The sequence below is a fragment of the Hydrogenophaga sp. genome (assembly GCF_030158645.1).
GTDB lineage: Bacteria > Pseudomonadota > Gammaproteobacteria > Burkholderiales > Burkholderiaceae_C > Hydrogenophaga.
In genome coordinates, this window is sequence record NZ_JAOASO010000133.1 from 90,665 (window position 1) to 110,285 (window position 19,621).

The 19,621-nt window shown below is 66.8% G+C and carries 16 protein-coding genes; 9 read left to right on the forward strand and 7 right to left on the reverse strand.

From position 1 onward, the window contains the following. Positions 1-10 precede the first annotated feature (10 nt). The 4 genes from Q1W68_RS14130 to Q1W68_RS14145 are packed head-to-tail and all read left to right on the forward strand — an operon-like array spanning position 11 to position 3,864. A complete protein-coding gene (locus tag Q1W68_RS14130; protein WP_300654685.1) occupies positions 11-1,492 on the forward strand; it encodes a protein adenylyltransferase SelO in 1,482 nt (493 codons plus the stop codon). Positions 1,493-1,502: 10 nt separating this feature from the next. After that, a complete protein-coding gene (msrB, locus tag Q1W68_RS14135) occupies positions 1,503-1,922 on the forward strand; it encodes a peptide-methionine (R)-S-oxide reductase MsrB (RefSeq protein WP_300654686.1) in 420 nt (139 codons plus the stop codon). Continuing rightward, entirely contained in the window at positions 1,919-2,839 is a 921-nt protein-coding gene (gene cysK, locus Q1W68_RS14140) for a cysteine synthase A (RefSeq protein ID WP_300654688.1), read from the forward strand. The genes msrB and cysK overlap by 4 nt, the downstream gene beginning before the upstream one ends. A gap of 5 nt (positions 2,840-2,844) precedes the next feature. Continuing rightward, positions 2,845-3,864 carry an LLM class flavin-dependent oxidoreductase gene (locus Q1W68_RS14145; RefSeq protein WP_300716963.1) on the forward strand — a complete coding sequence of 340 codons (1,020 nt, stop codon included), beginning with the start codon at positions 2,845-2,847 and terminating at the stop codon, positions 3,862-3,864. On the opposite strand, the gene Q1W68_RS14150 is transcribed toward Q1W68_RS14145, so the two are convergent. After that, positions 3,854-4,816 (reverse strand): DUF533 domain-containing protein, encoded by a 963-nt coding sequence (locus Q1W68_RS14150; RefSeq protein WP_300654692.1) that lies wholly within the window; start codon positions 4,814-4,816, stop codon positions 3,854-3,856. The two genes, Q1W68_RS14145 and Q1W68_RS14150, sit on opposite strands and share 11 nt — an antisense overlap. Before the next feature lie 124 nt (positions 4,817-4,940). Between Q1W68_RS14150 and Q1W68_RS14155 the strand changes: the two genes are divergently transcribed. The 3 genes from Q1W68_RS14155 (at position 4,941) to Q1W68_RS14165 (ending at position 6,630) form a co-directional block, all read left to right on the forward strand. Beyond that, on the forward strand, positions 4,941-5,483 hold the full coding sequence (locus Q1W68_RS14155) for a septation protein A (protein WP_300654694.1): 543 nt from the start codon (positions 4,941-4,943) through the stop codon (positions 5,481-5,483). Continuing rightward, complete coding sequence (locus Q1W68_RS14160) at positions 5,480-5,755, forward strand: BolA family protein (RefSeq protein WP_300654696.1); 276 nt, start codon at positions 5,480-5,482, stop codon at positions 5,753-5,755. Before Q1W68_RS14155 ends, Q1W68_RS14160 begins: the two co-directional genes overlap by 4 nt. Positions 5,756-5,850: 95 nt before the next feature. Continuing rightward, the gene (locus Q1W68_RS14165; RefSeq protein ID WP_300658455.1) at positions 5,851-6,630 is read left to right on the forward strand and encodes a peptidylprolyl isomerase; all 780 of its coding nucleotides are present in this window, start codon (positions 5,851-5,853) and stop codon (positions 6,628-6,630) included. A gap of 50 nt (positions 6,631-6,680) precedes the next feature. On the opposite strand, the gene Q1W68_RS14170 is transcribed toward Q1W68_RS14165, so the two are convergent. The 6 genes from Q1W68_RS14170 to purL all read right to left on the reverse strand — a co-directional run bounded on the left by Q1W68_RS14170 (position 6,681) and on the right by purL (position 15,690). Next, a complete protein-coding gene (locus Q1W68_RS14170) occupies positions 6,681-7,418 on the reverse strand; it encodes a heparan-alpha-glucosaminide N-acetyltransferase (protein WP_300658453.1) in 738 nt (245 codons plus the stop codon). Between the two features lie 19 nt (positions 7,419-7,437). After that, on the reverse strand, positions 7,438-8,190 hold the full coding sequence (locus Q1W68_RS14175) for an alpha/beta hydrolase (protein WP_300654703.1): 753 nt from the start codon (positions 8,188-8,190) through the stop codon (positions 7,438-7,440). A 59-nt stretch (positions 8,191-8,249) separates the two neighbouring features. Beyond that, the gene (locus Q1W68_RS14180; RefSeq protein WP_300654706.1) at positions 8,250-8,804 is read right to left on the reverse strand and encodes a hemerythrin domain-containing protein; all 555 of its coding nucleotides are present in this window, start codon (positions 8,802-8,804) and stop codon (positions 8,250-8,252) included. 101 nt (positions 8,805-8,905) lie between these two features. Continuing rightward, positions 8,906-10,504, reverse strand: a complete 1,599-nt coding sequence (locus Q1W68_RS14185; RefSeq protein WP_300654709.1) for a toll/interleukin-1 receptor domain-containing protein — start codon at positions 10,502-10,504, stop codon at positions 8,906-8,908. 133 nt (positions 10,505-10,637) lie between these two features. After that, positions 10,638-11,612 carry a DUF808 domain-containing protein gene (locus tag Q1W68_RS14190; protein ID WP_300654711.1) on the reverse strand — a complete coding sequence of 325 codons (975 nt, stop codon included), beginning with the start codon at positions 11,610-11,612 and terminating at the stop codon, positions 10,638-10,640. Positions 11,613-11,664: 52 nt separating this feature from the next. Then, complete coding sequence (gene purL / locus Q1W68_RS14195; protein WP_300716964.1) at positions 11,665-15,690, reverse strand: phosphoribosylformylglycinamidine synthase; 4,026 nt, start codon at positions 15,688-15,690, stop codon at positions 11,665-11,667. 122 nt (positions 15,691-15,812) lie between these two features. Here purL and map point away from each other — a divergent pair, with 122 nt between their 5' ends. Then, on the forward strand, positions 15,813-16,640 hold the full coding sequence (gene map / locus Q1W68_RS14200; protein ID WP_300716965.1) for a type I methionyl aminopeptidase: 828 nt from the start codon (positions 15,813-15,815) through the stop codon (positions 16,638-16,640). Positions 16,641-16,644: 4 nt separating this feature from the next. After that, positions 16,645-19,362: a [protein-PII] uridylyltransferase gene (locus tag Q1W68_RS14205; protein WP_300654719.1), complete on the forward strand. Its 2,718-nt coding sequence runs from the start codon at positions 16,645-16,647 to the stop codon at positions 19,360-19,362. Positions 19,363-19,621 lie beyond the last annotated feature (259 nt).

Sequence of the window (19,621 nt, forward strand, 5' to 3'; positions counted from 1 at the left end):
CAATGGCCCGATGAACACAACCGTGCACGCAGAGGCCGACCTGGGACTGGTCTGGCGCAACCGTTTTGCAGGCCTGGGCGCCGCGTTTTACACACCTTTGCTGCCGACACCGCTGCCTTCTCCCACGTGGGTGGGCATCAGCCACGGCGTCGCTCGGCTGGTCGGCCTGGACGACGCCTGGCTGACCTCGCCCACCGGGCTGAACGCATTCACCGGCAATGTGCCGATCGCGGGCTCGCAGCCGCTGGCCAGTGTCTACAGCGGCCACCAGTTCGGCCACTGGGCCGGTCAACTGGGTGACGGACGTGCGATTCTGCTGGGTGAGGTGGACACCGGGAACGGCCCACAGGAAATACAGCTCAAGGGCGCGGGACTCACGCCCTACTCCCGCATGGGCGACGGCCGGGCCGTGCTGCGCAGCTCGATCCGCGAATTCCTCTGCAGCGAGGCCATGCACGCGCTGGGCGTACCCACCAGCCGCGCGCTGTGCGTCACGGGCTCGCCCGCACCGGTCCGGCGCGAAGCAATCGAAACCGCCGCGGTGGTCACGCGGGTGGCGCCCAGCTTCATCCGCTTTGGACATTTCGAGCATTTCTCGCACAGTGGCCAGCACGACCAGCTGCGCCTCCTGGCCGATTTCGTCATCGACCACTTCTACCCCGCGTGTCGTGAGGCGCCGGGCAACCCCTATGCCGCGCTGCTGGAAGCTGTGAGCGCGCGCACCGCCGAGACCGTGGCCCAGTGGCAGGCCGTGGGCTTTTGCCACGGCGTGATGAACACCGACAACATGAGCATCCTGGGCCTCACCATTGACTACGGTCCGTTCCAGTTCCTCGACGCCTTCAACCCCGGCCACATCTGCAACCACAGCGACACCGGCGGTCGCTACGCCTACAACCGCCAGCCCAACATCGCCTACTGGAACCTGTTTGCGCTCGGCCAGGCCCTGCTGCCGCTGATGGACGAGCAGCAGCAGGCGCTGGATGCACTGGAGCCCTACAAGGCGCTGATGCCGGCCGCGCTGCAGCGGCGCATGAGCGCCAAGCTGGGCCTGGCCAGCGTGCAGGCCGGGGATGCGGAACTCACCGAAGGCCTGATGAAGTTGATGGCCGCCGATGCGGTGGACTTCACCATCTTCTGGCGCCGGCTGAGCCATGCGGTGGCGGGTGGGCTGGAGCCCGTGCGCGACCTGTTTCTGCAGCGCGACGCCTTCGATGCGTGGGCAGGGCAATGGCAAGCGCGCCTGCAGGCGCAGCCCGGCTTCGACGCCACCGCCACACAGGCGCACATGCTGCGCACCAACCCGCACGTGGTGCTGCGCAACCACCTGGGCGAAGTCGCCATCCAGCGCGCGAAACAAGGGGACTTCAGCGAGGTGGCCAGGTTGCAAAACGCACTGGAGCACCCATTTGAAGAAGTCGCCGGTCAAGAAGACCTGGCCGCCTTCCCGCCCGACTGGGCCAGCCAGATCGAAATCAGTTGCTCGTCCTAGGAGAACCCAGATGAATTTTCCCATCCAGAAAACCGAAGCCGAGTGGCGCGAATTGCTGGCCGCCAAAGGCGCCGAAGCGCGAGCCTTCGACGTGACCCGTCACGCCCACACCGAGCGCCCCTACACCGGCAAGTACGAGCAGGTCTGGGCCGATGGCAGCTACCACTGCATCTGCTGCGGCAACACCCTGTTCGACGCCAAGACCAAGTTCGACGCCGGCTGCGGCTGGCCCAGCTTCTCGCAGGCCGTGCCCGGCGCCATCACCGAAATCACCGACCGCACCCACGGCATGGTGCGGGTGGAGACCGTGTGCAGCCAGTGCGGCGCGCACCTGGGCCATGTGTTCGACGACGGCCCCACCGACACCGGCTTGCGCTACTGCATGAACTCGGCGTCGCTGGAACACGCTCCCACCAAGGACACCCCATGAAAGCCAACAGCATCCTGCAGACCATCGGCAACACGCCGCACGTGCGCATCCAGCGCCTGTTTGGAGACGCCACACAACAGGTCTGGATCAAGTCCGAGCGCGGCAACCCGGGCGGCTCCATCAAGGACCGCATCGCCCTGGCCATGGTCGAGGCGGCCGAGCAAACCGGGGCGCTCAAACCTGGCGGCACCATTGTCGAGCCCACCTCGGGCAACACCGGCATCGGACTGGCCATGGTGGCGGCGGTCAAGGGCTACAAGATCATCCTGGTCATGCCCGACAGCATGTCGGTGGAACGCCGCCGCCTCATGCTGGCCTATGGCGCCAGTTTCGACCTCACGCCGCGCGAAAAGGGCATGAAAGGCTCGATCGCTCGCGCCGAAGAAATCGTGGCCAGCACACCCGGCGCCTGGATGCCGCAGCAGTTCAACAACCCGGCCAACGTGGCGGTGCACGTGCAGACCACGGCCGAGGAAATCGCCGCCGACTTTCCCGAAGGCATCGATGCCATCATCACCGGCGTGGGCACGGGCGGCCACCTCACCGGTGTGGCCCGTGTGCTCAAGGCGCGCTGGCCCCGGCTCAAGGTGTTCGCGGTGGAACCGGCTGCCTCGCCGGTGATCTCCGGTGGTGCGCCCTCGCCCCACCCCATTCAGGGCATCGGCGCCGGGTTCATCCCGAACAACCTCGACGTGAGCGTGCTCGACGGCGTGATCCAGGTCGAGGCCGAACCAGCCCGCGAGATGGCGCGCCGCAGCGCGCGCGAAGAAGGCATGCTGGTCGGCATTTCTTCCGGCGCCACCTTGGCCGCCATCGCGCAAAAACTTCCCGAGTTGCCGGCCAACGCCGTGGTGCTCGGCTTCAACTACGACACCGGTGAGCGCTACCTGTCGGTTGAAGGTCTGTTCCCCACCTGATCCCCATGAAAACACTGCAAGACATCCCACTCTCCATGCTCGACCTGGTCGCCGTGCGCGAAGGGCGCAGCGTGGCCGACGCGCTCAACGTGGCGCTGAGCACGGCACAGCACGCCGAGTCCCTCGGCTTCACCCGCTACTGGCTGGCCGAGCACCACAACATGAGCGGCATCGCCTGCTCGGCCACGGCCGTGCTGGTGGGCCACATCGCGGGCGGCACCACACGCATGCGCGTGGGCTCGGGCGGCGTGATGCTGCCCAACCATGCGCCACTGGTGGTGGCCGAAGCCTTCGGCACGCTGGCCGAGCTCTACCCCAACCGCATCGACCTGGGCCTGGGCCGTGCGCCCGGCACCGACCCCATGACCATGCGCGCGCTGCGCCGCAACCGCACCGAAAGCGAAGACGACTTCCCGCGCGACGTGGCGGAGTTCCAGCACCTGCTGGGCCCGTCACAGCCCGGCCAGCGCGTGGTCGCCAACCCGGGAACCGGCACCAACGTGCCGATCTGGCTGCTCGGCTCCAGCCTGTTCTCGGCCCGACTGGCGGCCGAGCGCGGTCTGCCGTTCGCCTTCGCCTCGCACTTCGCACCGCGCATGCTGCTGCAGGCGCTGGACGTGTACCGCAGCCATTTCAAGCCATCGGCCCAGCTGGCGAAACCCTACGTGATCATCGGCGTGCCCTTGATTGCGGCCCCGACCGACGACGAGGCCGAGTACCTGGCCAGCAGCACCTACCAGCGCGTGCTGGGCATCCTCACCGGTCAGCGCGGCCAGCTGCCGCCGCCGGTGCAGGGCTTCATGGAACGCTTGCACCCACAGGAACAGGCCGGCATCGCCGACTTCCTGGCCGCTGCGGTGATTGGTGGGCCGGACACGGTGCGCGAAGGCCTGCAGGCCTTGGCCGACGCGACGCAGGCCGACGAATTCATGATCGTCTGCGACATCTACGACCCTGCGCTGCGCCTTCGTTCGCTGGACATCGCTGCAGAAGCGATGGCCGTGTCCGAACCTCTCACCGTTTGATCATCTGCATGATCTGACCCGCGTCCAGCGTGGCGGCCTTCTCCCGGATCTGCGGCAGGTACTGCGTCTGCATCTGCTTCGCGGGGCCCAGCAGGCTTTGAAAGGTCTCTTGCAGCAACGCGGTGCTCATGACCCGCCCACCCGCGTAGTAGCGCTTCGCCACCTGGCCCAAGGCATAGGTGGTGGCAAACGAGAAGGCCATGCCGGTGGCTGCACCGCCCACCCCGCCGATGGCGCGGCCCGCCACCTTGCCCAGCAAGCCGCCCAGCAATTTGCGGCCGAACTGCTCCAGGTACTGAGAGGTGAGGCCCACGCCCACGGCAGCGATGAATTCCCGGATGTGGCCCTGGTCCAGCTCCACTCCATGCGCCTTGCCGATGGCGTAGACCATCTTGACCTGCAGCGGAATGATGGCCATGGAGGCCCAGGATTGCGGCAGCAGCTCCAGGGCACCGTTGAGCAGCGCGTGGTTCAGAATCGATTTGTCGAGATCGACCCCGGGCGTCACGGAGGCGGCCACCACCGAGGCCGCAGCCACCGCCGCAGGCACCGCGACCGGCACCGCTTTTTCCGCCGCATCGACGATGGCGTCGGCCTCGCGCTCAAACGCAGCGGCGACCGTCGGGTCGAGCTTCAGAAGTGTCTTCAGCTCCGCCAGGAAGGCGCGTTCGGGCTCGCTTTGCCGGCCATCGGCGTCACACACGCACACCGCCATTTCATAGGCCAGCTGGCGCTGCCCGGCATCTTGCAGGCTGGACGCTGCGGTGGACAACGACACGCGCTTGAGCAACACGTCCTGGTACAGCCGCGGCAGGCCGGCACCGGCGTTCTCCTGCCCCAGCGAATCGGCCATGCGCCGGATCGCCTCACGCTCGCTGTCGGCCTTGTGGCCATCGGCAAAGCCCGCCAGCAAGGCGATGGTGAGGATGGATTGTTGTTCTTGAGGGGTCATGTCGGTGTTGCTCCTGGAAGCCGAAAGTGAATGCACGAGTCGTATGGAGCACCCATTGTGGTGCCGAGTTCCTCGGCTTGACCCCTGTCAACGGCGACCGCCGTGCGCAGCGGATAATCCACCCATGCGTTTCCTCATCGACTTTTTCCCCATCGCCCTGTTTGTCATCGCCTACAAGATGGCCGACATCTACACCGCCACCGCGGTGCTGATGGCGGCCACGGTGGTGCAGACCGGCATCATCTACGGCATCGACCGCAAACTGCAGACGCTGCAGAAGGTCACGCTGGTGCTCATCCTCGTGTTCGGTGCCCTCACCCTCTTCCTGCAGGACGAGCGCTTCATCAAATGGAAGCCCACCGTGCTGTACGCGAGCATGGCCATCGTGCTGGCCGCCGCGCTCTGGATCTGGAAAAAGAACTTTCTCAAGCTGCTGCTGGGCAGTCAGCTCAGCCTGCCCGACGGCGTGTGGGCCAAACTCACCGTCGCCTGGGTGGGTTACTTCCTGTTCATGGCGGCGATCAACGCTTACGTGGCGGCCTACTACTCCACCGAAGACTGGGTCAACTTCAAGCTCTGGGGCTATGTGTTCCCGGTGGTCTTCATCGTCGGCCAGGGCTTGTACATCTCGCGCTTCCTCAAGGACGACCCGGTGGAAAAATCATGAGCGATGCCGCAACGCCCACGGCGGCCGCCATCGAAGCGCAACTGCGCGCCGTGCTGACCCCCACCGAGCTGGAAGTGCTGGACGAAAGCGCGGCCCACGCGGGGCACTCCGGGTCCAACGGCATGGGTTTCGGCACCCACTTCCGTGTGCGCATCGCGGCACCCGCTTTTGCCGGTTTGAGCCGGGTGGCCAAACACCGCCTTGTGTATGATGCGCTGCAAAAATTCACCGACGCGGGGCTGCACGCGTTGGCCATTGAAATCAAGGCCTGACGCGGCTTCCATGCCCGCCGCTACGTTCTGATACGAGTCTGCTGAACCCTGTCGGCACCCGCAGCTCCAACCCCTTTTCAACCCCGAGGATCAACATGAAATTTTCCCGCTCAGCCCTGACCATGGCCGTGCTCGTTGCCGCTGCCTTCAGCGCCTCTGCCCAGAACATCGCCATCGTCAACGGCAAGGCCGTGCCCACCGCGCGCCTGGACGTGCTGGCGCAGCAGATCGCCGCCAGCGGTCGCCCGGTGGACGACACGGTGCGTGCCCAGCTCAAGGAAGAGGTGGTACTGCGCGAAGTGTTCATGCAGGAAGCGCAGAAGCGGGGCATCGGCGCCACCGACGAATTCAAGAACCAGCTTGAACTGGCCCGCCAGACCATCATGATCCGCGCGTTGTTCGCCGATTTCCAGGCCAAGAACCCGGTGACGGACGCCGACATCAAAGCCGAATACGACAAGTTCGTGGCGGCCAACGGTGGCAAGGAATACCGCGCCCGCCACATCCTGGTGGAGAAGGAAGAAGAAGCCAAGGCCATCATCGCTTCGCTCAAGGGCAAGGCCAAGTTCGAAGACATCGCCAAGAAACAGTCCAAGGACCCAGGCTCCGGTGCCAACGGTGGTGATCTGGACTGGGCCGCCGCTGCCAGCTACGTGCCGGAGTTCTCCGAGGCGATGGTCAAACTTGAAAAGGGCCAGACCACCCAGGTGCCGGTGAAGACCCAGTTCGGCTGGCACATCATCCGCGTCGACGACGTCCGCCAGGCCGAACTGCCCAAGATGGAAGACATCAAGCCGCAGATCGCGCAGCAGATGCAGCAGCAAAAGCTCACCGAGTTCCAGAAAGGTCTGCGCGAAAAGGCCAAGATCGAATAAGCGGCCTCATGGCTCAAGAAAAAAGCGCGGACTTCCGCGCTTTTTTCGTTTCAGGACAGCCGCATGGCCAGCCAGATCAGCGCCATCAGCACCGGCTGGTGCAGCAGGTAGTAGCTCAAACTCCAGCGGCCCAGCCACACCAACGCCTTGCGTCCCCTCCGGGCCGGCACACCGTTGCCCAGCCACTGCGGCCGCTCGCGACTCGCCCAGCGCCCGACCGCGACACCCCACCACATCACACCCAGCCAGGGCAGCAAAGGCACGTAGTCCTCGGTCACGGGCTTTTTGCTGATGAGACCCAGCCAGTTGAGCCAGGGCGTGTTGAACACCTCCAGCGCAGGAACCGACTGGATCAGGGCCGGTGCCACCAGCTTGAGGCCGATGGCCAGCGCACCCAGCGGCCACAGCCATGCGCCCCAACCCGCGGTCAGGCGCACCACGATCAACATCACCGCGATGCCGTGCAGAACGCCAAAGTAAATGAAGCTCTGGGGAAAGACCAGCAGCGAGCCGGCGGTGACCAGCAGCGCCGCACCGGCCACCTGCAACCAGCGGCGCCAGAAACGCGCCCAGGTCTGCCCCTGGTGCACAGCCACCGCCTGCGACAGGCCGGCGGTGAACAGAAACAGGCTCACGATGGCGGTGCGCTGCCAGGTCCAGAACGGGTCCCGGTAGAAGTCTTCGCGGATCAGGCGGAAGAAGTTGAGGTCGAAGCAGAAGTGGTACGCCGTCATCCACAGCATGGCCGCGGCGCGCAGGAGGTCGATGCGGTCCAGGCGCTGCGTCATGATCGTATTCGTGTGGACCTCAGGCGCGCCGCTGGATGTCCAGCAGGATCTGGCTGAGCGCCGCCGGTTCGCTCACCATCGGGTCGTGGCCGGTGGCCATCTCCACCACGTTCCAGCCGGGTTCGCTGCGCACCCGCACGCGCGACGGTGCAATGGTGGCCAGCGCCGGTTGGGTGCAGTCAATGAACGTGCGCGGCACGGCGGCCACCCGCTCGGCGTCGAAGTCCAGCGGCTGTTGGTACAGATGGAAAGGCTGCGGGGTCTGGCGCCGGTTGACCCAGTCGCGGTCGGCGCCGCTCAGGCCGAACAGGCTGGCATCGGGCGGCGGAAAGCTCAGGCCGCCGCTGGGCTGCGATGCCGCGATCCGGGCCTGTTGGGTCTCTGTGGCGTGGTGGCTGCTCCAGCTGTCACCGGGATACGGCAGCGCGGCGTCGAGGTACACCAGGTGCACGAGCAACCCCGGGTGGTTGGCTTGCAGCCGATCGGCCACGCCGGTGATCACCATGCCCGCGTAGCTGTGGCCCACCAGCACCACGCGCTGGAGTTCTTCGGCTGCGATCAGGCCGATCACATCCTGGATGTGGGTGTGCAGATCGATCGTGGGCGCCATCAGGTGGGCACGTTCGCCCACACCGGTCAAGGTGACGGCGTGGCTGTCCACCCCGGCACTGCGCAGCAGCGGCAACACCCGGCTCCAGCACCAGGCGCCGTGCCAAGCGCCATGCACGAGCACGATGGAAGTTGTCTGCGTGGGGTCGGCGGCTGCGGTCAAAGCGGGTCTCCGGTGGCGGGTTGGGCACCACCGGATTCTGCCCTGAGGGCGCCGCGTCCTCAGATGTAGGCGGTCGGCTGGCGCACGTGGCGCATGTGCAGCGAGAGGCCGAGGGCGGCCATGTGGTTGCTGTTGCGACCCAGGATGGTTTCGCACAGGGGCAGGAACTCCGCTTCCTCGAAGCCCGCGTGGGCCGCATACGCGGCCACGAGCTGGTGCACTTCGTTCACGTCCAGGTCGGCATCCTGCCCCTTGCCCACGCGCTTGAGCGCTTTTTCCAGGTTTTTCCACAGCGTTTCGATGGCGCGGTGTTCGTGCGTCAGCCGCTCGGTCATGACCCGAACGCGGTCGCGCTCGGCACCCGGCTGGGCGCTGGCGAGCACGGCCGGGAACAGGTCGCGCTCTTCGTCGAGGTGGTGTTCAAAAATCGCTTCGCGGAAGAACGCCAACGAGTCCGATGCGATCTGGCGCGCCTGGGCGGCGGGCGCCAGCAGCGCGGGCAGCGCATCCAGCGACTGCAGGCGTTTGAGGATGCCGACGTGGCAGTTCGCGAAGGTGGTCAGCGGCGCGTCGGTGCGCGCGTTGGCTTCAGGGCTGTGGGTGGCGGTGGTCATGCGGTCTCCTCGCGCTTCGCCGGGCAGGATCGGCCGGCGGATGGCACCAGTCTAGGCAGACCGCGTCTGCGTGCCTTGACACAGGTCAAGCGGTCTCGGGATCAGCGATGCGCCACCAGCTCGAACAGGTCCTTTTCGATTTCCCGGCTGTTGGCACTGATCACGCGACGTTGCATCTTCACGTAGCGCTTGACCGGCGGTGCGTACCAGATCAGGTAGTGGATGCGCACCGGCTCGATCGAGGCCAGGGTGGTGCCACCGGTGGCGCTGCGGCTGCTCCACACCTCCACCTTGAACGCCTCGAAGCTGCCGCCCGGCACATTCACCGTCTCGCGCCCGAGCACCTTGGCCTGCGAGTACCACTGGCCCCAGGTGTCGACGTCAGGGGTGGCGAAGTCGCTCAGCGAGCCCAGGGTGCTCAGGTCGCGAAAGGCGCCGAGGTAGGGGCTGTACTCCAGGCCGATCTGGTCCCAGGTCAGAAACGCGGGGCGGCTGCCGATGGCGCGGCGCGAGTCGCCCACGATGCGCGTTTCGGCGTCGGCGCGCAGGGTATCCGTCACCAAGCCGTCGCGCACCGATTGCACGGAAATCACGATGTCACGGCGCGGGCTGGTAGGCCATTTGCCGCTGGTGCGGTACGTCCAGCTCTCGCCCGGCCGGGGCAAGGCGGCGTTGACTTCACGCGCCACTTCGGGTGGACGCTCCGGCACCGCAGCCACCGTCGCGGGCGCTGGTGCTGGTGCGGCAGGCTCCGCTGGCCTGGCACGTGCCACGTCGATCGGCGTGGCGGGCCGGGTCGTGGTCAGCGGGGCCGCCGTGGCCGGGCTCGAGGGGGGCGGCGGCCGGGTCGGTGCAGCGGCCACGATCACCGGCGCAGACACCACGGGAGCCGCCACCACAGCGGGCCTGGCGGGAGGTGCCGTCTCCGCTGTCGGCGTCGCCGCGGACACTGGAGCCGGTGCCGGCGCGGCTGCGACCACGACCGCCGTCTCGGGCGCTCGGGGCGATTCGGCGGTGAGCAGGGGGGTGGAGGCGACCGGGGACGTGGACCCGTCATCGCCGGGCCAGAAGGCCCAAAGTCCAAGCGCGAGCCCACCGACGCCCAGACCTGCCCAGCGCCAAAGTCCACCGCTGCTGGCCGCCGTCACGGCGGGTGAGGAGGTCGAGGCAACGGGTCCATGGGCGTCGCGAGGCTTGTCGGCGACGGCAGTGGGTTCGGTGATGCCGGCGTCCGCGCGCCGGTCCAGCATGGTGTCGAGGGCGCGGATCAGCTCTTGCGTGGAGGCCTCCCACTGCTTGTGGCTGATCTCGATGGCCTGGCGCCGGGCCAGCGCCTTGAGGTCGGCGGGCAGCTCGTCACCACGCGGCATGAGCGCACCACCCACCAGCACCGGCACCACGCGGATCTCGCGCTCCAGCGCCACGCCGGTTTCCAGTCGCACAAAGTCGTGGGGATCGTCGAGCCGCCGGCGCCCGGCAGCGTCGGTGGTGCTGAGCCATTCGTCACCGATGACGACGACCAGGACTTGGCAGGAACCCACCGCCTGCTCGATCGCGGTGACGAAGTCGGTGCCGAGTTCGATGCCCGCCACGTCCATGAACACCCGGTCGGCGCCGAAGTGGGCGGCGAGGCGGTCGTACAGCCGCCCGGCGTAACCGGCCGAGTCGTCCCTGCGGTAGCTGATGAAGATCCCGTCCATGTGGCGAAGACCCGAGGTTTCACCGCCAATCGGTGCGGTGTCCGGTGGCGGGCCCCTGGAGGCTCGGGGCTCGACCGACTCATTCTAGGACGCTGCCCCGGTCAGTGCCATCCCCAACTGAAGGATCAGCGCGTCAGGCGGGCTGGGGCTTCTTGCCGCGCAGGCGGCCAACCAAGCCCACCAACACCAGCACCACGGCACCGGCCACCACGCCCACCAGCGCTCCGGCCAGGCTGGTCACCACGGGCGCCACCCAGCCCAGGCCCGCGGCGAAGTCTTCAATGCCATGGCCCACCGCGGGCACACCGTGCACCAGGATGCCGCCGCCCACCAGGAACATGGCGGCGGTGCCCACGACCGAGAGCGTTTTCATGAGCCAGGGCGCAGCCGCGAGGATTCCGCGGCCGATCGCCTGCTTCCAGCGCGCCACTTGCTGGTTGAGGTGAAGACCCAGATCGTCCAGCTTGACGATGCCGGCCACCAGGCCATAAACACCCACCGTCATGAGCAGCGAAATGCCCACCAGCACCGCCACGCGCTGGCCCATGCTGGCCGCGGCCACCGTGCCCAGGCTGATCACGATGATCTCGGCCGAGAGGATGAAGTCGGTGCGCACGGCGCCCTTGATCTTCTCTTTCTCGAAGGCCACCAGGTCCACATTCTTGTCGACCACGGCTTCCAGCAGCTTCGCGTGTTCCGCCTCGTCTTCGGCCTTGTGGGCGCCGAACGCGTGCACGAGTTTTTCGACCCCCTCGTAACAGAGGAACAAGCCGCCCAGCATCAGCAGCGGCGTGATGGCCCAGGGCGCGACCACGCTGATGAGCAAGGCCGCCGGTACCAGGATGGCCTTGTTGATCATCGAGCCCTTGGCCACCGCCCAGACCACCGGCAACTCACGATCGGCCTTCACGCCGGTGACCTGTTGCGCGTTGAGCGCGAGGTCATCGCCCAGCACACCCGCCGTCTTCTTCACGGCCAGCTTCGTCATCACGGCCACGTCATCGGCCGCGGCTGCGCCTTGGCGCGCGGCGATCTTGGTCATCACGGCCACATCGTCCAGGATGGCGGCGATGTCGTCGATCAATAAAAGCAAGCTGCTTCCGGCCATGGGTACTTTCGAGGGTTGAGGCGTCAGGCGCCGAAAGCGATGCGGGGCGGGGTCATGCGACCCACCGTCGCGCGTTGTGCCACAAACGCATCCAGGCGCTGCGGGCCGCCGGGTCCTGGTCGGTCCAGCTCATCTGGATGTTGCGGAACACGCGCTCGGGGTGCGGCATCATGGCCGTGAAGCGGCCGTCTGCGGTGGTCACTGCGGTCAGGCCACCCGGGCTGCCGTTGGGGTTGAACGGGTAGGCCTCGGTGGCCGTACCCGTGTTGTCGGTGAAGCGCATCGCCGCGATCGCCTTGCTGGCGTCGCCCCGGTGGTGGAAGTTGGCATAGCCCTCGCCATGCGCCACCGCGATCGGCAACCGGCTGCCCGCCATGCCGGCCAAGAACAGGCTGGGCGAGTCGAGCACCTCCACCATCGAGAGGCGTGCCTCGAAACGCTCGCTTTGGTTGGTGGTGAAGCGCGGCCAGGCCTCGGCGCCGGGGATGATGTCGGCCAGCTCGGCAAACATCTGGCAACCGTTGCACACGCCCAGACCGAAGGTGTCGCCTCGGGCAAAGAACGCCTGGAACTGGGCGGAGAGCGCCTCGTTGAAGGTGATGCTGCGCGCCCAGCCGATGCCGGCACCCAGCGTGTCGCCGTAGCTGAAGCCGCCGCAGGCCACAACGCCCTTGAAATCGGCCAGCTTCGCGCGGCCGGTCTGCAGGTCGGTCATGTGCACGTCAAACGCTTCGAAGCCGGCCTGGGTGAAGGCGTAGGCCATCTCCACGTGGGAGTTCACGCCCTGCTCGCGCAGGATCGCGACCCGGGGCCTGGCGAGGTTGAGGAACGGCGCGGCGATGTTGTTGGTCGGGTCGAAGGTCAGCCTCGTGTGCAGACCGGGGTCATCGGGCTGGCCGGCGGCCGCATGTTCGGCATCGGCACAGGCCGGGTTGTCGCGCTGCTGGTTGATCTTCCAGCTCACGCTGTCCCAGACCTGGTGCAAATCAAACAGGCTGGCCGAGAACACGGCCTTGGTGTCGCGCCAGACCTGCAACTGGCCTTTGCCCACCTCCATGCTGGAAGTCGCGGGCCGGGTCTTGCCGACAAAGTGGCTGTGTTTGCTCAGACCGTGCTCGCGCAAGGTCTGCATCACGGCGTTGCGGTCGGAGGTCGCCACCTGCAGCAGCACGCCCAGCTCTTCGCTGAACAGCGCCTTGAGCGTGAGCTCTTCGCGCCGCGCACTCACCTGACCGGCCCAGTTTTTGGCGTCGCCCATCTCGGCACGGCTGTCGCTGATGCCGTCGCCCTCGGTGACCAGCAGGTCCACGTTGAGCGACACGCCCACGTGGCCGGCAAAGGCCATCTCGGCGGCGGCGGCCAGCAGGCCACCGTCGCTGCGGTCGTGATAGGCCAGGACCTTGCCCTCGGCCCGCAGCGCGTTCACGGCGTTCACCAGGTTGACGAGGTCTTGTGCGTCGTCCAGATCGGGCGCCTCGCCACCGCCCTGCCCCAGCACCTGGGCCAGCACGCTGCCGCCCATGCGGTGGCGGCCTTTGCCCAGGTCGATCAGCACCAGCGTGGTGTCGTCCAGCGCGTTGTTCAGCTGCGGCGTGAGCGTGCCGCGCACGTCGGCCAGCGTGGCGAAAGCGCTCACGATCAGGCTCACCGGCGAGGTCACCTTTTTCGTGTCGCTGCCCTCTTTCCACTGCGTGCGCATGGACAGGCTGTCCTTGCCCACGGGAATTGAGATACCCAGCGCGGGGCAGAGTTCCATGCCAACGGCCTTCACCGTCTCGTACAAGGCAGCGTCTTCGCCCGGTTCGCCGCAGGCAGCCATCCAGTTGGCGGAGAGCTTCACGCGTGGAAGTTCGATGGGCGCGGCCAGCAGGTTGGTGATGGCTTCGGCCACCGCCATGCGGCCGGAGGCGGCGGCGTCGAGGGCGGCCAGCGGCGTGCGCTCGCCCATGCTCATGGCCTCGCCCGCGAAGCCCTTGAAATCGGCCAGGGTCACGGCGCAGTCGGCCACCGGCACCTGCCAGGGGCCGACCATCTGGTCGCGGTGAGAGAGTCCACCCACGGTGCGGTCGCCGATGGTGATGAGGAAACGCTTGGACGCCACCGTGGGATGACTCAGCACGTCGATCACAGCCTTCTGCAGATCGACGCCGGTGAGGTCCAGCGGCGCGGGCTGGCGATCCACCGACCTCACATCACGGTGCATCTTGGGCGGCTTGCCCAGCAGCACGTTCATGGGCATGTCGACCGCTTTTTCCGTTCGCCCTGAGCCTGTGGAAGGGTCGTCGGCCAGCACCAGCTCGCGCTCTTCCGTGGCCACACCCACCACGGCAAACGGGCAGCGTTCGCGCTCGCAGAAACCTTTGAACACCTCCAGCGATTCGGGCGCGATCGCCAGCACATAACGCTCCTGGCTTTCGTTGCACCAGATTTCCTTGGGCGCCAGGCCGCTTTCTTCCAGCGGCACGGCGCGCAGGTCAAAACGCGCACCGCGCCCGGCGTCGTTGGTCAGCTCGGGAAAGGCATTCGACAGACCACCCGCGCCCACGTCGTGGATCGCCAGGATGGGGTTGTTCGCCCCCTGCTGCCAGCAGTGGTTGATGACCTCCTGGGCTCGGCGCTCGATCTCAGGGTTACCGCGTTGCACGGAGTCGAAGTCCAGCGAGGCGGCGTTGGTGCCGCTGGCCATGGAACTCGCCGCGCTGCCCCCCATGCCGATCTTCATGCCCGGGCCGCCGAGCTGGATCAGCAGCGAGCCGGCCGGGAACTCGATCTTCTGGGTCTGGATGGCGTCGATCACGCCCACGCCGCCGGCGATCATGATGGGCTTGTGATACCCACGCTGAACGCCGTCCACCGCCAGTTCGTATTCGCGGAAATAGCCCAGCAGGTTGGGCCGGCCGAACTCGTTGTTGAAAGCCGCACCGCCGAGCGGGCCCTCGGTCATGATCTGCAGCGGGCTGGCGATGTGCTCGGGCTTGCCGCCCGGCTGGTCACTCAGGCCGCCCCAGAGCTTGCCCACGGTGAAGCCGGTCAGGCCGGCCTTGGGCTTGGAGCCGCGGCCGGTCGCGCCCTCGTCGCGGATTTCGCCGCCTGCGCCGGTGGAGGCGCCGGGGAACGGAGAGATGGCGGTCGGGTGGTTGTGCGTCTCCACCTTCATCAACACGTGGTGCGTGGCGGTTTCGGCCGCGTAGGCGGGCGAGGCTTCGCCGCCCGCGCGCGCCACGAAGCGCTCCACCACGCTGCCTTCCATGATGGAGGCGTTGTCCGAATACGCCACCACGGTGTGCTGCGGTGCCAGCTGGTGGGTGTGGCGGATCATGCCGAACAGGCTTTTCTCCTGCGCCACGCCGTCGATGGTGAACTGCGCGTTGAAGATCTTGTGGCGGCAGTGTTCGCTGTTGGCCTGCGCAAACATCATCAGCTCCACGTCGGTCGGGTTGCGCTGCAGGCCGTTGAATGCGTTGACCAAATAATCGATTTCATCGTCGGCCAGGGCCAGCCCCCAGTCGGCGTTGGCGCGCTCCAGCGCGGCGCGACCGCCGCCAAGCACGTCCACCTGCTCCATGGGCGCAGGGTGCAGTTCGGTGAACAGGGCCTGCGCCTGTCTGCGGTCGAGCGAGACGTTTTCCGTCATGCGGTCGTGCAGCAGGTCGGCCACGGCACGCAACTGTTCGGCCGACAGGCTGGCCTTGCCGAGCAGTCCGCTCTTGAGCTGCAGGCGGAACTCGACCAGCCGCTCCACCCGGTGCAGGGCCAGGCCGCAGTTGTGCGCGATGTCGGTGGCCTTGGAAGCCCAGGGCGAGACCGTGCCCAGGCGCGGCATCACCAGCAGGGCCGGGGCGCCAGCGGCTTCGAGCTTGAGGTGGGCTTCTGAAGCGGGCTCACCGTAGGTCAGCAGCTCGCCCACACGCGCCACGGTGGCCGCATCGGGCTCGCCGTCGAAGGCGGCCAGGTGCACGAAGCGGGCCGAGAGGCCGGTGATCTTGTCGGAGAGGGCTGCCAGACGGGGCAGGAGTTGCTGGACTTTGAAGTCGCTGATGGCATTGCCGCCATCGAAAGTGCGCAGGTGCAGGGACACGTTGGGAGCCTGAGGTGCGTAGACCCGGGGGGTGGGCGGAGTGGCGATTTTACCCGCGTGGCCCGCCCAGTCATCGGCACCGATACCCTGCGCCGCAGGGCCCGGTGGGATAATCCGCGTCCATGAGCATCACCTACAAAGACGCAGCGGGCATCGAAGGCATGCGGGTGGCCTGCCGCCTGGCCTCCGAAGTGCTGGACTACCTCACGCCGCTGATCCAGCCGGGCGTGACCACGCTGGAGATCGACCGCCTGGCGGCCGAATTCATGAAACAGCAAGGCACGGTGTCCGCCACCATCGGCTACCAGCCCAGTGGCTATCCGCCCTACCCCGGCCACCTGTGCACCTCCATCAACCACGTGGTGTGCCACGGCATTCCGAACGAGAAACCGCTCAAGAAAGGCGACATCCTCAACGTGGACGTGACCGTCATCAAGGACGGCTGGTTCGGCGACAACAGCCGCATGTACATGATCGGTGGCGAGGCCGCCTGTTCGGTGCAGGCGCGCCGGCTGACCCAGGTGACGTACGAGGCCATGTGGAAAGGCATCGTGATGGTCAAGCCCGGCATCCGCCTGGGCGACATCGGTCACGCCATCCAGACCTTTGCCGAGGGCAACGGCTTCTCGGTGGTGCGCGAGTTCTGCGGCCACGGCATCGGGCAGAAGTTTCACGAAGACCCGCAGGTGCTGCACTACGGCCGCCCGGGCACGCTGGAAGAACTCAAACCCGGCATGACCTTCACCATCGAGCCCATGATCAACGCGGGCAAACGCGACATCAAGGAACAGGGCGACGGCTGGACCATCGTCACGCGCGACCGCTCACTCTCCGCCCAGTGGGAACACACGGTGCTGGTGACCGAAACCGGCTACGAGGTGCTCACGCTGTCGGCCGGCAGCCTGGCGCCGCCGGCTTTTGTGACGCCAGCCGCCGCCGTGGCGGCCTGAGCCGATGGACCCCGTTCTGGCGCCCTCGGGCGACTTTGGCGCACTGCGCCAGCGTTACCGCGACGACAAGTCCGCCCTCTTCTCGCTGCTGCGCGACCAGGGAGCTTCCACGCGGGGTGTGCGCCAAGCGCTGCAGCAACTCTCACGGCTGACCGACCAGACCTTGCGGGAGCTCTGGAGCCGCGCCGGCTTCGGCACCGGCTTCTCGCTGATCGCCGTGGGCGGCTACGGCCGTGGTGAACTGTTCCCCTACTCCGATGTGGATGTGCTGGTGCTGCTGCCCGACGGCGCCATGCCCGACGATGACGCCGAACTCAAGAAGCAGATCGAGGGCTTCATCGGCGCGTGCTGGGACCTGGGTCTGGAAATCGGGTCCAGCGTTCGCTCGGTGACCGACTGCGTGGAGGAGTCGGCCAAAGACGTGACGGTGCAGACCTCCATGCTGGAAAGCCGCCTGATCTGTGGCAGCAAGAGCGCTTTCAACCGCCTCGTCAGCCTGCTGGACGAGGCCATGGACCCCAAGGCCTTTTACGTGGCCAAGACGCTGGAGATGCGCCAGCGCCACACCAAGTACGAAAACACGCCGTATTCGCTGGAGCCCAACTGCAAGGAGTCGCCCGGCGGCTTGCGCGACCTGCAGATCATCCTGTGGGTGTCCAAGGCCGCCGGCCTGGGGCGCAGCTGGGACGACCTGGCGCGCAAAGGCCTGGCCACGCCGCTGGAAGCGCGCCAGATCAAGGCCAACGAAGCCTTGCTCAGCCTGATCCGCGCGCGACTGCACCTGCTGGCCAACCGGCGCGAAGACCGGCTGGTGTTCGACCTGCAGACCGCGGTGGCCGAGTCGTTCGGCTTCAAGGCGCAGGTTCCGGCCGTCATCACCGCCGGCCCACCCGGACAGCCTCACGCAACACCCACGGCCAAAGGCACGCGCCGCGCCAGCGAAGCGCTCATGAAGCGTTACTACTGGGCCGCCAAGGCCGTGACCCAGCTCAACCAGATCCTGCTGCTCAACATCCAGGAGCGCCTGCAGGACGACATGGCCGGCGTGGACCGCCTGAGACCGCTGAACCCGCGCTTCTTCGACAAGGGTGGCATGCTGGAGGTGGCCAGCGACGATCTGTACGTCCAGCAACCGCGAGCCATCCTGGAGACGTTTCACATCTACCAGACCACGGTGGGCATCAAAGGCTTCTCGGCCCGCACGCTGCGCGCGCTCTACAACGCCCGACCGGTCATGAACGCGAAGTTCCGCGCCGACCCGGTCAACCGCGCTCAGTTCCTGCAGATCCTGAAAGAGCCCGAAGGCATCACGCATGCGCTGCGCATGATGAACGAGACCTCGGTGCTCGGGCGCTACCTCTGGGTTTTTCGCCACATCGTGGGCCAGATGCAGCACGACCTGTTCCATGTGTACACCGTGGACCAGCACATCCTCATGGTGCTGCGCAACGTGCGCCGCTTCTTCATTGCCGAGCACTCGCACGAATACCCGTTCTGCTCACAGCTAGCCGCCGGCTGGGACAAGCCCTGGATCTTCTACATCGCAGCCATCTTCCACGACATCGCCAAGGGCCGCGGCGGTGACCATTCCGACCTCGGCGCCAAGGACGTGCGCACCTTCTGCCGCCAGCACGGCATCGAGCGCGAAGACAGCAAGCTGATCGAGTTCCTGGTGTCCGAACACCTGACCATGAGCCGCATGGCGCAGAAGGAAGACCTGAGCGACCCAGACGTGATCGCCGCATTTGCGAAACGCGTGGGCAACGAGCGTTACCTCACGGCGCTCTACTTGCTCACCGTGGCCGACATCCGGGGCACCAGCCCGAAGGTGTGGAACGCCTGGAAGGGCAAGCTGCTGGAAGACCTGTACCGCTACACCCTGCGAGCGCTCGGCGGCCGAGCCCCCGACCCGGGTGCGGTGATCGAAGCGCGCAAGCGCGAGGCGCTGTCCATGCTGGCGCTGCACGCGCTGCCGCACATGGCGCACAAGGCGCTGTGGGACACGCTGGACGTGAGCTACTTCATGCGCCACCAGGCCGACGAGATCGCCTGGCACACGCGGGTGCTCACGCGGCAGATCGCCCAGACCGCAACCAAAGCCGCCGCCAAGCCGGCGCCCGACGTGGATGAAACGGTGGTGGATCGCTGCATCGTGCGCGCCCGCCTTTCGCCCGAAGGCGAAGGCCTGCAGGTGCTGGTGTATGCGCCCGATCAGAACGATCTGTTTGCCCGCATCTGCGGCTACTTCGACAGCTCCAACTTCAGCATCCTGGACGCCCGCGTGCACACCACGCTCACCGGCCACGCGCTCGACACCTTCCAGGTGGTGGCGCCCACGTTGTCGGAGCACTACCGCGAATTGATCGCGATGGTGGAGAACAACCTGGCGCAGACCATCGACGAGTGCGGCCCGCTGCCGGCGCCCATGAAGGGCCGTCTCTCGCGCCGGGTCAAGAGTTTCCCGGTCACGCCGCGGGTGGACCTGCGGCCCGACGAGAAGGCGCAGCGCTGGCTGCTGTCGGTCTCGGCGAGCGACCGCGCCGGCCTGCTTTACGGCATCTCGCGCGTGCTGGCGCGTTACGACATCAACGTGCAGCTGGCCAAGATCACCACGCTGGGCGAGCGGGTGGAAGACACCTTCCTCATCTGTGGCGCGCAGTTGCAGATGAACAAGCGGCAGATCGAGATCGAGACGGAGTTGCTGGAGACTTTGGAGGGCTGAGTTTTCGCTCCGACTTTGCTCGTGTTTCTCTCCGCCTGCTCCGGTCATCGGCGACCACGGGGCACGGCTCCGCGAATGTCCCCCGGGGCCTGCGGCCCCTCCTCCTTGATTTCGCTGCGCCGTGCCCCATGGCCGCCGATGACCTCGTTTCACTCGGTCTGTGCGCGCACCTACTTCACATCAGCTCGTGAGTGAGTGGCGCTCAGCGCAGCGGCATCAAGGAGGAGAGGCGGCAAAGCCGCCTCGGGGGACAGCCGCG

Coding starts and splice junctions, on each gene's coding strand:
- Q1W68_RS14185 (WP_300654709.1), bottom strand. CDS start 10,504: ATGGACGGGATCTTCATCAGCTACCGCAGGGACGACTCGGCCGGTTAC.
- Q1W68_RS14205 (WP_300654719.1), top strand. CDS start 16,645: ATGGACCCCGTTCTGGCGCCCTCGGGCGACTTTGGCGCACTGCGCCAG.
- Q1W68_RS14145 (WP_300716963.1), top strand. CDS start 2,845: ATGAAAACACTGCAAGACATCCCACTCTCCATGCTCGACCTGGTCGCC.
- Q1W68_RS14130 (WP_300654685.1), top strand. CDS start 11: ATGAACACAACCGTGCACGCAGAGGCCGACCTGGGACTGGTCTGGCGC.
- Q1W68_RS14180 (WP_300654706.1), bottom strand. CDS start 8,804: ATGACCACCGCCACCCACAGCCCTGAAGCCAACGCGCGCACCGACGCG.
- Q1W68_RS14160 (WP_300654696.1), top strand. CDS start 5,480: ATGAGCGATGCCGCAACGCCCACGGCGGCCGCCATCGAAGCGCAACTG.
- Q1W68_RS14170 (WP_300658453.1), bottom strand. CDS start 7,418: ATGACGCAGCGCCTGGACCGCATCGACCTCCTGCGCGCCGCGGCCATG.
- Q1W68_RS14190 (WP_300654711.1), bottom strand. CDS start 11,612: ATGGCCGGAAGCAGCTTGCTTTTATTGATCGACGACATCGCCGCCATC.
- Q1W68_RS14150 (WP_300654692.1), bottom strand. CDS start 4,816: ATGACCCCTCAAGAACAACAATCCATCCTCACCATCGCCTTGCTGGCG.
- msrB (WP_300654686.1), top strand. CDS start 1,503: ATGAATTTTCCCATCCAGAAAACCGAAGCCGAGTGGCGCGAATTGCTG.
- Q1W68_RS14155 (WP_300654694.1), top strand. CDS start 4,941: ATGCGTTTCCTCATCGACTTTTTCCCCATCGCCCTGTTTGTCATCGCC.
- cysK (WP_300654688.1), top strand. CDS start 1,919: ATGAAAGCCAACAGCATCCTGCAGACCATCGGCAACACGCCGCACGTG.
- Q1W68_RS14165 (WP_300658455.1), top strand. CDS start 5,851: ATGAAATTTTCCCGCTCAGCCCTGACCATGGCCGTGCTCGTTGCCGCT.
- map (WP_300716965.1), top strand. CDS start 15,813: ATGAGCATCACCTACAAAGACGCAGCGGGCATCGAAGGCATGCGGGTG.